Origin of the sequence: Bifidobacterium longum subsp. infantis ATCC 15697 = JCM 1222 = DSM 20088 (genome assembly GCF_000269965.1) — a bacterium.
GTDB classification, from domain to species: Bacteria; Actinomycetota; Actinomycetes; order Actinomycetales; family Bifidobacteriaceae; genus Bifidobacterium; species Bifidobacterium infantis.
In genome coordinates this window covers 2,224,518-2,238,507 of record NC_017219.1, presented here as the reverse complement: position 1 = coordinate 2,238,507, position 13,990 = coordinate 2,224,518, and the positions used below count along the sequence as shown (strand labels likewise).

General features: G+C 61.5%; 6 protein-coding genes. All 6 read left to right on the top strand.

The genetic code is table 11. The features are described from left to right. Positions 1-76 precede the first annotated feature (76 nt). Positions 77-4,372, top strand: coding sequence for a PD-(D/E)XK nuclease family protein (locus tag BLIJ_RS10580; RefSeq protein WP_012578310.1), 4,296 nt, complete (start codon positions 77-79; stop codon positions 4,370-4,372). After that, on the top strand, positions 4,369-8,400 hold the full coding sequence (locus BLIJ_RS10575; RefSeq protein WP_012578309.1) for an ATP-dependent DNA helicase: 4,032 nt from the start codon (positions 4,369-4,371) through the stop codon (positions 8,398-8,400). The genes BLIJ_RS10580 and BLIJ_RS10575 overlap by 4 nt, the downstream gene beginning before the upstream one ends. A gap of 211 nt (positions 8,401-8,611) precedes the next feature. Beyond that, the gene (locus BLIJ_RS10570) at positions 8,612-9,931 is read left to right on the top strand and encodes an MFS transporter (protein ID WP_012578308.1); all 1,320 of its coding nucleotides are present in this window, start codon (positions 8,612-8,614) and stop codon (positions 9,929-9,931) included. 304 nt (positions 9,932-10,235) lie between these two features. Then, positions 10,236-10,991 carry a 4-hydroxy-tetrahydrodipicolinate reductase gene (gene dapB / locus BLIJ_RS10565; RefSeq protein WP_012578307.1) on the top strand — a complete coding sequence of 252 codons (756 nt, stop codon included), beginning with the start codon at positions 10,236-10,238 and terminating at the stop codon, positions 10,989-10,991. A 154-nt stretch (positions 10,992-11,145) separates the two neighbouring features. Beyond that, positions 11,146-12,051 (top strand): 4-hydroxy-tetrahydrodipicolinate synthase, encoded by a 906-nt coding sequence (gene dapA / locus BLIJ_RS10560; protein WP_012578306.1) that lies wholly within the window; start codon positions 11,146-11,148, stop codon positions 12,049-12,051. An 84-nt stretch (positions 12,052-12,135) separates the two neighbouring features. Continuing rightward, on the top strand, positions 12,136-13,986 hold the full coding sequence (locus BLIJ_RS10555) for a ribonuclease J (protein ID WP_014485106.1): 1,851 nt from the start codon (positions 12,136-12,138) through the stop codon (positions 13,984-13,986). Positions 13,987-13,990: the final 4 nt, after the last annotated feature.

Sequence of the window (13,990 nt, the reverse complement as noted above, 5' to 3'; positions counted from 1 at the left end):
CGTCAAGGGTACGATTCTTCGTTGGGTTCGGTAAAATTTTTCCCTCTGTGACGGTCGGGTTTAGGCTGGAGCCATGATGACGAGACTTGAACCTGGAACAGTGCTGGACGGCATCGACCGTGATGGAGCGGCGAGGCTGATTGTCGGCACGCCTGGAAGCGGCAAAACTGAATTCGCCTTATCGGTGTTGATGGCGGGGCTGCGCCGCTACGGTGGCGCGCAGGTGGTGATGGCCGTATCCGGCCGTGTGGCCGCCGACGCATTGGGCAATCGGGTGATTCGTGAGCTCGGGTTTTCCGTGCAGGCCAGGCCGGTCACCACGCTGGGTGCCGTGTCATTCCGGGCCATATCAGCTTCGCGCGAGGGAACTGGATTGCCGTCGCCTCGATTGTTGAACGGTGCGGAACAGGATGCTTTGCTGCGTCAAGTCATGGCCGTGCATCTGCGCCATGCCGTAGCGGGAGATGATTGCGGCACCTGTGATCTGCTACGCATCTACTTTGCCCAGGATGACTGGGCGAAACTCATACGCGATGCCGGTGCCGGCGAGATGCCCGGCTCGGCCGCTTCCGCACAATCAAGCCTCTTGAAACAAGGGTCGGATTCACCGTCTCCGACGTCGGCAGGCGGCTCGACCAGCGCGGATAGGTTCACTCGAGGTATTTCAGATGCGTTTATCAGCCAGTTGCGCGATATGCTGGCCCGATTGGATGAGCTCGGTGTAGGCGTTCACGAAGAGCCACGTCTTTTGGACGCCGTGACGGAGGACGCGCGATTGTCGGTGCAATGGCGTTTGGCTTTCGCGTTGCGCCGTGAATATATTGCAGCCCAAAGCGCGGCATATCCGGGGCAATACCGTTTGGATGCCTCGTATTTGCTGGTGGCAGGCGCTCGTGTGGTGCATGAGGCATTCGCCGCCGATCACGCGGATGATTCCGGCCGGCCTATGCGTATGGAGGCGTTGGGCTTGCCCCGGCTGCTGGTTGTGGATGATGTTCAAGACACCACGCTGGCCGGCATGCGCTTCTTGGAGGAGTTGGGGAATGCCGGCGTCAAGTTGGTGCTGGTCGGCAACTCGGATGAATCGGTGCAGACCTTCCGTGGATCGTATCCGGAATATCTGATGCGCCGTGCCGTGGAAGGGCGGCTGAAAGCCAAGGAAGAACAGCTGGTTGGCGGCAGTACCGGCGCTGATCAGTCGCACATGACGATGGCTGATGTGATCGCGTCTCGTATTTCGCTGTCGATTCCCTCGCCGGAAGACGAGCCGCTGCCTCCGGCCGAGCGTCCCGGCAAGCTGACCGCCATACTGGGCGGAGTCGATGCAGCGAATTATCAGTCGGACGGCACAGTGACCGCCGGCCTGTACCGATCCTCACGTGAGGAGCTGGATGATGTGGTCTGGCGCATCAAGCGGGCGCATCTTGACCGGCATATTCGGTGGAACGACATGGCGGTCATCGCCCACGACAATGCCGCCGTGCGGCTGTTCGGCGAACGACTGCGCCGAGATGGTGTGCCGGTGCGGTATTCGTCGGTTACCCGTCCTTTGAAGGACGAGACTTTCGTGCAGGGGTTGTTCGCGCTTGTGGAGCTTGCCCGATTGCGTGCCGAGGGAATGGCGGAATGTCAGATGACGTTGGCTTCCTGCGCGGCATATGTAAGGACTAGAGTGGCCACGTTGATGGACGGCCCGTTGGTGAGTGCCGGGGCCAGACCCGGTCAGGGGCGTCCCGCAAGGCTTGCGCCGATCGAATCGGCCATGGGGTCGTTGGAGTCGCTGGCGCATCTCGCCACGGATGATGCCATGCTGACCTCTCTGACGACGGCATGGGAAACATTGCGTGAAACATACCGTGAAACACGGCATGAAACAGGTCGTGACACATCCTCGTCAGTGGTTTCGACGTCAGCGGTTTCGTCGCCAGTGACTTCGTCGTCAGTGTCTGTCGAAATACTCGGTGAGCCCTCCGACAATGACTTGGCCTTTGGCGTTGACGCGCTATACGTGATGCTTGCCGTTGATGATGCCGCCGCGCCGGCGCAGGCTGCGCTCGCATCCATCCACGCGGTGCTCGGCAACGACTCTCAGGCCCGCGCTTTTGCGAACCTGTGGCATCTGGTGGGCAGCGTTGCTTCCGGCTTGGAGCGGCTGCCGGCAAGCCAGCGCGTACAGCCGCGCTATGCGCTGTCTGTTGCGTGGAACGCCACCGGTCTGGCACCGGTCTGGCAGCGTGCGGCATTATTCAACACGGCAGAAGGGCGTACGGCCAATGACCGGCTGGACGCGGCAATGCGCCTGTTCCAGTTCGCCGATGATTCCACCGCCAGCCGAGACGTCACGTCATTCATGGCACAGGTTCGGGGCATGGAAGTGCAGGCCGATTCCTTGGCCCAAATAGGGCCGGTGGAAGACGCGGTGACATTGACCACGCCGGCAGGCGCGGCCGGACGCCACTGGGAATATGCGTGGATACCGGTGGTCCAGCAAGACGTGTGGCCGAACCTCGCCGGGCGCAACACCATGTTCGGTGGTGAAGACCTTGCCGAGCTCGTGCTGAGGGGAGCGCTTGAAGAAAGCGACAAAACCGGTCATGATCCGCGGTTTGCGGCTGTGCTGTCGGGCGAGAAGAAGAGCTTCCTGGTCGCGCTGACCCGTGCACGGCGAATCATGATCAGCGCGGTATGGAACGACAGCATGAGCCCATCGGACTTTCTTTTCGGGTATCTGCCGGAATACTATCCGCGCAACCGGCAACAGGCGCCTTTCACCACAGTAGGGGCACATGCGGGATTCGCCGAATATGATCTGGCCGGATTGGACGCCGACCCACGTGGGTTGGTCAGCGCCGCCCGCGCGGTTCTGGCCACTGCCCAACCGCAGCAGGCTGCCGCAAAGGACGCCGCGGTTGCGTTGACACTCCTGTCAGAGCATGGTGTGCGCGCCGCAAATCCGCAGAGCTGGGCGTTCGTGGAATCGCCGGCCCAATCGGATGGCACATCATCTGGCGGTGCGTCATCTGGCGATGCCTCATCCGACAGTGCCTCATCCGACAGCGCGTCATCTGGCGGTGTACAGTCTGACGGTATCCAAACAGGGAAGGGCAAGACGGATGCGCAGGCCGCACCCATGGTCACCCTGTCTCCATCGGCGGTCGACAGCCTATGGGCGTGCCCGGTGTGCTGGATGCTGGAGAACCGGTTCGCCGGTCCTCGCCCCAGCTCCGTGGCCACCAGTTTCGGAACCCTCATCCATGCGGTTGCGCAGCAAGGCAGCGAGGAAGGGCTGGACCATCTTTCCCACAATGCCCAGGCGTTGGCCACACTGGGCTTGGACTCCACGGCCGGCACGGAACGCCGCATCGAGGCTGTCACGGCACGGCTTAATGCCATCTATCAGAGCAAACGTCCTGATCCGAATGCCATAGCCGACACCCGGAACCGCTATGAGGCCACCCGTAAGGACGAGTCCGCGGCGGATGCCCTGCGCAACATCGCCGATTACTTTGTGCGCAGCGACGCCGATCCGGAAACGTATCTTGGCAAGAACTCCAGCAACTTCAGCATTGGCGCATTGGCCGGTGCCGAATGCGAACGGGAGTTTGCCGCACGATTCGATGTGCGTGACATACTCGACGCATACAATGCCGTGCCCGGCATGCACCCGATTGATCGGAACACGCTGGTCCGTCTGATGGGAGCACTGGTCGGAGGATGGCCGGAAGGCATGGACGAGCATCTGACCGTGAGACTGTCCGGGCGCATCGACCGTATGGAAACCCGCGTACTCGCAGACGGCGGCGAATGCATTCGCCTCATTGACTACAAAACAGGCAGAACGCCCACGGTCAAACAGATTTTCAATGATTTGCAGCTCGTATGCTATCAGCTTGGCCTCGTATTCCCCGAAGACGGGCCGCGCGGTGCCAAGGCACTTGCCGCAATGCCGCATATCAGCCAAAGCGCGCTGTTCCATGTCGGGCAGAATACGGCACCAGCCAGAAGCTATGCTCCGGAAGGTGCCTTCCAGCCGCCGCTGTTCACTGATGGTTCGTTGAATGCCGAACCGTTCACGCCACGATACTGGTATAAAGACCCCAACCGTTTCTTCGACATACCCGCCATAGATCCGGCTACTCCTCCCGAAGGTGTGAGTGCCGAAGCGTGGGCGCAATTCGCCGCGCTCGCCGGTACGCAGACGTTATGGTCGCTGACCATGATCGCCCGCGTATTCTATGCCGCGGCGGCCAGCAGGTCGGCCATCATCGAGGCCCATCCGCAAGACACCCATATCGGATTCTGCCGTATGAAGAACGTCTGCCCTGCCTGTGCAGGCCAGATCGACACGATTTTCGAAACGAGGCAAGCATGAGCACGTTCACTCCCAGTGCGGAACAGGCCGCCATCATCGATGCGCCAGTCAATGCTGACGTACTGGTGGTTGCCGGTGCCGGTTCCGGCAAAACCTTTACGATGACCCAACGCATCATCGCGCTTATCAATCGAGGTGTGGCACCTGAACGCATCCTTGGCCTGACCTTCACACGCAAGGCCGCAGGCGAACTGCTGGAACGCGTCTCCGCCGCAGTGGCCGGTGATATGGCGGGCTCTACGACCGCCACGGTGTCTGATCGGGCATTCCTCAAGCCGGCCATTTTCACGTATGACGCCTTCTTCCAGACCATCGTGCGCCAATATGGATTGCTTGTCGGATTCGATCAGAACACGCAACCATTGAGCGCAGCCGGAGCGCTTCAACTGGCCACCGAAGTCATCGACAGTCACATGGATCTGGCGTTCAGTGAGGATTTTGGCGCCTTCTCCAGTTTGGCGAACCGTGTTCTGGCGTTGTCGGATGCCATTGGCAGTGCCATGATCGGTGCCGGCTGCACCAGCTTCGATGATGCGATCAATCGAGTACGGCAATGGGATTCGGCATTCATCAATCGATTGCAACAAGCCGTCGCAGACGAACCCATGCCCGAGGACGAGCCGAAAATCCCCAAGATCAGACGACTGAAGAAAGATACCGACGCCAGCTGGCAAGCCAAGCTCGATGACCGTGCCGAACATCTGCACGCCCGTTGCACCTATCATTGCGGTGCGCTGCTGGAGACCACGCGCAAACGCGATATTCTGCTCCAGCTGGTGGAGGCCTATGCCCAAGCCAAGCGGGAACGCAATATGGCCGAATTCTCCGACTTCACCATTGCCGCGTATCAGCTTATCGAGCGCTTCCCCTCCATCGGAGAGCGCACGCGCCGCAGGTACAGCCATGTGCTGCTCGACGAATATCAGGACACCTCCACCACGCAGGCCGCTCTGCTGGCAGCACTGTTCCATGTGGATGCGTCACGGAGGTCCGCCGTCAACGCGGTGGGTGATCCGTTCCAGTCGATTTACGCATGGCGTGGTGCCAGCCCTGGTGCATTCCGTATGTTCCAGCAAGATTTCCACCTGTCTGCCGGATACAAGCCATTCCCGTTGTCCGTCACCAGGCGCAACAGCCGTATAGTGCTCGAAGCCGCCAATAATCTCACGCTGCCGTTGCGCTCCAATCCGTCGCGTCCCTCCAGCTCATTGATGCGTGAGGTCGATGTCTCATCGCTCGACCCCATGCCTGATGCCCCCGAAGGAACATTGGGAGTACTGGGCTTCGCCACGGCCGGGCAGGAGATCGACGCCGTAGTGCGTTTCTGCAAGACGGCCATCGCACGGCACCGTTCCGCAGCCGAACAACAGGAACAGATGCCGGGCGAACAGAAAGCGCCGGTCGCCGTGCTGTTTCGGTCCAAATCACATATGCCCGAATATCAGGCGGCATTGGAACAGGCCGGATTGACCACATTCGTGGTCGGCTATTCCGCGCTGTTGGAACGTCCGGAAATCCGCGATCTGATGGCGTTGCTGCACGTGGCCGCCGACCACACCGATACGGGATCGCTGATGCGTTTGCTGGCCACGCCACGATTCACCATGTCCGCAGCGGATTTGACCATGTTGGCCCGTTTTGCTGAAGAACAGAACATGGAACAACGCTTCCAATCATTGGTGCAGGCCGGCCTTGCCCAACCGGATACATCAGCGAATGAATGGGCGGCTGTGGTGCGTGAGTACCGCGATCAGGTGGCCAATGCGGTATTCCTGCCAGACGTATTGCTACGCGGCGACCTGGTAAAACTGCTTGAACGGTTGAGCGCACACGGGCGCAACGCCATAACCCGGGCCGCGGTGATGCTCAGTCAGGTGCATGATGCCGTCGGGCGGCCACTGGGCGACGTGATTCGCGCCGGCATAGAAGCGTTGGATCTTGACATCGACACCGTATTGGCCGGTGTGCTGCATAATCCGCAGCACCGCGCCAATCCCGCTTTGGCGCATATGCCTATGGATGCGATTGTGGATTTGGTGGATACGTACACGCAAGAGATTGCCGCTGAGCAAACTCCCTCATTGCATGGGTTCATCACATGGGTGGATCATCTGGCTTCGGTGGAGGATGAAGCCGCCAGTCTCCCCGACGCTCCGGTGGATGTGGAACTGATGACCGTACACCAGTCCAAAGGGTTGGAATGGGATGCCGTTGCGGTAGTGGGGCTTACCGCCGGCGGATTCCCCAGCAATCAGGGCGACCATCTCAAGATCGTGCTGGACGAACACCATACGGGAGGCACCGAGCAAGGTCACTGGACCGCACCCGAATATCATGAGACCGCCGACTCCTGGCTCACCAACCCCACCGCCGTGCCCGTGCCTATACGCGCCGATGCCGGCATTTTGCCGCGATTCCCCCATGATGCCGATGTGGAAGCCGACCCCATCGCATCGTTGGCGGCTTTGGATGATGTGGAGCTTATCGATGATGAAGTGTTCGGCTCCATGCGCGAATTCGGCGATGGCGTGGAAGAAGTGGATGCATCCGGCTGGTATTTGACGCAGGCGGAGGAATATGGGCGCCGGCTGCATGCCGACGAACGTCGATTGATGTATGTGGCGCTTACCCGTGCGCGGGAAGATGCCCTGATGACCTATTGCGCCTATACGGGCGAATCCGGGCGGGACCCGTCAGTGGTGCCCAAAGGCTCTCGCGCCGCTCAGCCATCCAATTTCTGGCTTGAAGTGCATGACGCGCTCCAAGCCCGTGAACATGCGATATCGGCTCAGGACTGTGTGGGACGGCTGCAAGCCGCCAATGCCGGGAAGCCCATGCTGATCTCGGCGCAAGGCGAAGCGATTGCCCCTCCCGAAGGGTTCTTTATCGGAGAGCATGCCGCGGCATACGGTGACGCCGTGGTGGGGGAGGCGTGGCAAACGCCGATTACGCAGACGGATGCCGCTGTCGAATTGCCGTGGCCGGCTACCCTCAGCGACGCGGTGCATGAACAGTTGTCACGTGGCATCGATGTCATCGCCGCAGATTCCTCGTCACTTGAGCAGCGCCAAGACGCCGGCCCACTGCTGCAACGGGCGCAATTGCTGGTGGACGACGCCGATTTGATGGCCGATGCCGCCAGCGGCCAGTCGCTTGATGAGGCAGTCAAAGCCAAGGCGCAACGCATTCTGGCCGCCGGACGCCAGAACGTGACAAGCCTGCAAGCCCGCGTAGGTGGCATGAGCGAACGGGAGGAGCGCCTCTACTGGCGTAGCATTATCCGTCCGATTCCACGAATATCGTCTCCGGCGGCCGAAGCCGGCACGCAGTTCCATGCGTGGGCCGAGCAATTCATCAATGCCGGTAAACCGGATGAAGCGGTACTGGCATATGAAGCCGAATCAAGTATGCCGCATACAGGTCAGGATGCGGTATTCGTTTCCCGGGAAGCCATGTTGGCCGATTTGGCCGAACGGGAGCGGCAATGTCGCAAGCCATCCACACGGCAGCCCGCTGTCCCACAGTCCACGGCTCAACAATCCGCATCCGCCGCATCCGCCGTATCCGCCGCATCCATAAGTAGCGACAATGCCACCGAGTCCAAGCTGGTGGCGTGGCAGCGCAGACTGGCCGAATCATCGTGGGCCAAGCGCATCCCGGCGTGGACGGAGCGTGCCATCGTCGTGGACGTGCCGGGCGTGGGCCTGGTCAATGGCAAACTCGATGCGGTATTCATCGGTGGACTTGACCCGTCCAGCACCACCGTACGCTTTACCGTGGTCGACTGGAAAACCGGTCGTCGGCCCACCAAGCCAGACGACATCACCCGCAAACTCGCCCAGCTCGACATGTACCGACTGCTGCTGGCAGCGGTCGAAGGTGTGGAATTGGACAGTATCGACGCCACTCTCTACTATGTCAGTGAGCCCGACGAGGGCTTGCGCGAGCTTCACGCCCGTGCGAAAACCAAACAGGAAATCCTTACCGAGTTGAGCTCCGGCATTCCCGAACAATCTGACAACGACTGAGCCCAAAGGCTCATGACCTGTGCACCATCGGACGGCCTTCACCGGCGGAGAGACCTTATGCATCGCAAGGCATCTCCGATGATGAAGACGACTGGCCATGTACCGGTCCGCGGTTGAAACGCACCGCGTGACGTTGCTCGGGAACCGCTACCCTCGGATGGCACGTGTGGGCGGGCGCACGTGCCGGACAACGCACCAGTAAGGAGTTATTGTGTCCACGACTCGCGCGGTTTCGAAGTCGTCCGCTGCCCACTCGCCCTACCAGCGCCTGTTCATGCTGCCCGGAGCCAAGGCGTTCTGCCTGTCCGGCGCGGTGGCACGATTGCCGATCTCCATGATGAGTCTCGGCATCGTTCTGGCGCTCAACCATCTCTACGACAATTGGACCATCGCCGGCACCATGAGCGCCGCCTACGTGCTGGCCATGAGCTGCGTCACCCCGTTCTACGCCCGCGCCTTCGACCGTTTCGGCCAAGCCCGCGTGGGCCGGCTTGCGCTCGCCGTGCAGATCGTGGCCATGCTCGCCTTCGCCTTCGCGGCGTTGGTGCGCGTGCCGATTCCGCTGCTGTTCGCCCTGGCCATCATCATGGGTCTGACGCAGTTCTCATTCGGTGCATTGGTCCGAACCCGCTGGTCCTATGCGTTGCGCGGTGTGGAAGATGGCGAACAGCTGCTCAACACGGCCTACGCCATGGAAGCCGCCATTGACGAGATCGTCTTTATTCTAGGGCCGATTCTGGCGGCTTGGCTGGCCACCTCCGTGCATCCGGTATCCCAACTGTTCGTGCCCACCGTGGCATGCGGCATCGGCGGCACCATATTCTTCTCGCTGAAATCCACCCAGCCGCCGGTCATCGTGGAACAGGTCACCGTGGCCGCTCACGATGACGGCAGCCCCGCTGCAAGCGAAGATGCCGACCAGCTGACCCTGCGCCAGCTCAAACGCAGCGGTGCCAAGCCCAAAAGCGTATTGCTCTATACCGGCGTACTGCCGTTGCTCGCCGTGTTCATCGTGTTCAATATGAGCTTCACGTCCTTCGACGTGTCCATCACCGCCACCATGAAATCCATGGGACTTGAGCCCTTCCTCGGTCTGCAATTGGCGATGTTCGCGGTCGGCTCGTGCATCGGCGCGCTGGTGTTCGGCTCTCGCCAACTCAAAGGCTCCCATTGGGCGCATATGGTGATGTTCCTGTCGCTGTTGACCGTCGGCTACGTGTTCTTCCGGCTGTCAATGGACAATCTCATCCTGCTGGGCGTCTTCGAAATTCTCTCCGGCCTGACCGTCTCGCCGACGTTCGCCACCGGCAACCTCATCGTCAAGGATCTGGTGCCGGCGGAATCCCTGACCGAAGGACTGAGCTGGGTAACCACCGCAGGCACGGTCGGCACCTCGATTGGCTCGTCCGTGGCCGGTATTGTGCTTGACGCCTCCAACCCTCATGTGGGCATGATGCTGCCATTCATCTTCACGCTGGCGTCCGTGCCATTGGCGTTGGCCGGATGGGCCTTGGCCAAGCGGCGTGGGTGAAACGGGATCGGGCTACGCCCGATGGATGGTTGGCGGCTTCGCCGGGGTCTCTCCCTCAGTCCGCTTCACGGCCAGCTCGAACGCAATTAAATGATGGCTTTCAGCCAACTGAATTATTGCTCACTGTCGTTCGCCCTCACCTAAAAACGCCTCCGGCGTTTTCTTCACGGTTCGGCTCGTCAGAGGGAGCTTGATTCTGTGGACGGGATATTGGCGTGAGGGCTTGGCGGTGATAGGCTGATTGCCGATTGGAAAACGTCCCGGGTACATTGCCGGGCAGGTACGGGTAGACAGGGAAGAAGACATGATCAAGGTTTCGGTGGTCGGAGCAAAGGGCCGCATGGGCTCGCACGTGGTCGAAGCGGTGAACAAGGCCGAGGATACGCAGCTGGCGCTCGCATTGGATGCCGACGACGACCTGACCCAGGTCACCACCGACAACACCGATGTGGTCGTCGAATTCACCGTGCCGTCCGTCAGCCTGAACAACGTGCTGACCCTGATCGGCCAAGGCGTGGACGTGGTGGTCGGCACCACCGGCTGGACCGACGAGAAACTCACCCAGGTCAAATCCGCCATCGCCAACGGCCCGAAGCCCGAAACCCAGAAGGTCTTCATCGCACCTAATTTCGCGATCTCCGCCGTGCTGGCCGACTACTTTGCCACCAAGGCCGCGAGATACTTCGAATCCGCCGAAGTCATCGAACTGCACCACCCCACCAAGGTGGACGCCCCCTCCGGCACCGCCATCCACACCGCCCACGGCATCGCCGAAGCACGCAAGGCCGCAGGACTCGCCCCCGTGCCGGACGCCACCGAGACCGATGGCGGCTCACGCGGCCAGGTGGTCGACGGCATCCACGTGCACGCCGTGCGTCTGCGCGGCCTCAACGCCCACGAGGAAGTGCTCTTCGGCAACGCCGGCGAGCAGCTGACCATTCGGGCCGACAGCTTCGATCGCACCAGCTTCATGCCCGGCGTCCTGCTTGCCGTGCGCAAGCTCGCCGGCGACGCTCCGGCCGGCCTGACCATCGGCCTCGACCACTTCCTCGACCTGTAATCGACCCGCAGTCGACCCCGCAATTCGGGCAGGGAAGCGCGCCGGGACGCGCATCACGGCATTGCCGCCGGTTCCGGTCATAATGCCACGCATGCAGCAACAATCAAGGTACGTAATATATTAAGAGTCCACAATGGGAAGTACGGTGAACACTATGAGCGAGCATGACATGCACCTTCTTGAGCCAGCACCTTTCGGCCGCATTCTGCCGGCTATGGTCACCCCGATGAAATCCGACGGCAGCGTCGATTTCGCCGCCGCGCAGAAGCTCGCCAAATACCTCGTCGCCGATGGCGCGGATGGTCTGGTGGTCAATGGCACCACCGGTGAATCGCCCGTCACCCATATGGATGAGAAGGTCGAGCTGGTCAGGGCCGTCAAGGAGGTCGTCGACGTTCCGGTGATTTCCGGCGCCGGCTCCAACGACACCGCACACACCGTGCGTATGGTCGAACAGACTCAGGAAGCGGGCGCCGACGCGGTGCTCGTCGTCATGCCTTACTATTCCCGCCCCTCGCAGGACGGTATCGTCGGCCACTACAAGGCCGTCGACGAATCCGCCGAAAAGCCGATCATCGTCTACGATGTTCCCGGCCGTACCGGCTTGAAGGTCAAGGTCGAAACCTACGACCGACTGGCCGGACTTGAACACGTCAAGGCTGTCAAGGACGCCACCGGCGATCTTGCAGCCGCAGTGGAGAAGCAGCAGCGCACCGGCCTCGCCTGGTATTCCGGCGATGACGGCCTGTTCCTGCCGTTCCTCTCCATCGGTGCCGTCGGCATCATTTCGGTGATTGCCCACGTCGCCTCCAACCCCATGCAGCAGCTTGTCCAGGCATTCGATCGCGGCGATATCACCACCGCCCGTCGCCTCGCCAACCAGCTCGCCCCCCTTGTCCACGCGTTGAATGGCGACGGTTATCAGGCCGTCATGGCCAAGGCTGCGCTCAAGGTCAAGGGTGTTATCCCCTCCACCACCATGCGTCTGCCGAACATCGGTCCCGACGCCACTCAGCTTGACAAGGCTGAAGAGGGCATGCGCGCTGCCGGACTGCTGTAAGCCCGAAACGCTGCATACGGGTTGCCAGCCCGCCGCCCCTGCATGACAGAGCAGAGGCACCACAACAGAAATCCCAAAAAGGTTATGGCACAAGAACAAAAGAAAACAAGCAAGAACACGAATTCTCGCCGTCGCGGTTCCGCGCGCGGCCGCAACGCCAACGGATCCAACAGCCGTACGCCGTCCCGTAAGATCAACGCCACCCGGCAGGCCACCGCACCTCAGCAGGATGCCGTGCTGATCGCCCCGCCGAAGTACCGCAAGGGCTCCATGCGCATCACACCGCTCGGCGGCTTGGGCGAAATCGGCCGCAACATGAACGTGATCGAATACAACGGTCACCTGCTGCTCATCGACTGCGGCGTGCTCTTCCCCGAGGAGGAGCAGCCGGGCGTGGATCTCATCCTGCCCGATTTCAGCTACATCAAGAACCGTCTCGACAAGGTCGACGCCCTGGTGCTCACCCACGGCCACGAGGACCACATCGGCGGCGTGCCCTACCTGCTGAAGCTGCGCCCGGACATCCCGCTGATCGGCTCCAAGCTGACCCTCGCCTTCGTGGACGCCAAGTGCAAGGAACACCACCAGAACCCCACCAAGGTTGAGGTTGCCGGCCGTGAGAAGCTCAAGGTGGGCCCCTTCGACCTCGAATTCGTCAACGTCACCCACTCCATCCCGGACGCCCTGGCCGTCTATGTCAAGACCCCGGCCGGCTCCCTGATCGACACGGGCGATATCAAGCTCGACCAGCTGCCGCTCGACCACCGCATCACCGACCTCGTCGAATTCGGCAAGATCGGCGAAAAGGGCGTGGACCTGCTGATGATGGACTCCACCAACGCCGAGGTGCCCGGCTTCGTCAAGCCCGAGACCTCCATCGGCCCGGCCCTTGACCAAGCGTTCGCCCAGGCCACCCGCAAGATCATCGTCGCCAGCTTCTCCTCCCACGTGCACCGTGTGCAGCAGGTGGTGGACGCCGCCCACAAGTACGGCCGCAAGGTCGTGTTCGTCGGCCGTTCGATGGTGCGCAACATGTCCATCGCCGCCGACCTGGGATACCTGCACATCCCCGAAGGCACCGTCGTGGACCTGAGGCAGGCCAACGACATTCAGGATGACAAGCTCGTCTTCATGTGCACCGGCTCCCAAGGCGAGCCGATGGCCGCACTCGGCCGCATCGCGGACGGCAACCACCGCGACATCCACATCAACGAGTTCGACACCGTGATCCTCGCCAGCTCCCTGATCCCGGGCAACGAGCACGGCGTCTACAAAGTGATCAACAAGCTCGTGCAGCTCGGCGCCAAGGTCGTCAACCGCGACAACGCGGCCGTGCACGTGTCTGGTCACTGCAACGAGGGCGAGCTGCTGTACATGTACAACATCGTCAAGCCCAAGTGTGCCATGCCGATCCACGGCGAAAACCGCCACCTGGTGGCCAACGGCCTGATCGCCGTCAAGACCGGCGTGGACCCGCAGAACGTGGTCTTGGCCGAAGACGGCGATGTGGTCGACCTCTACCACGGCAAGGCCGCGGTCGTCGGCTCCGTGCCGTGCGGCTACGTGTACGTCGATGGCGATTCCGTCGGCGAGCTGACCGACGAGGAGCTGGAGAAGCGCCGCATTCTCGGCACCGAGGGCTTCGTCTCCGCGTTCGTGGTGGTCGACACCGACAACCAGGAGGTCGTCACCGGCCCGAAGATCTACCTGAACGCCGTGGCCGAGGACGAAAGCGAGTTCGACAAGGTCCGTCACCAGATCGTCGAACAGCTCAACGACCAGATGATGCAGGGCACGCGCGACACCTACAAGCTGCAGCAGACCATGCGCCGTACGCTCGGCAGCTGGGTTGCACGCCAGCTGCACCGCAAGCCGATGATCGTGCCCGTCGTGGCCGACATCGCCCAGGACGTCGAAACCGTAGAAACCAAGTAGTCCG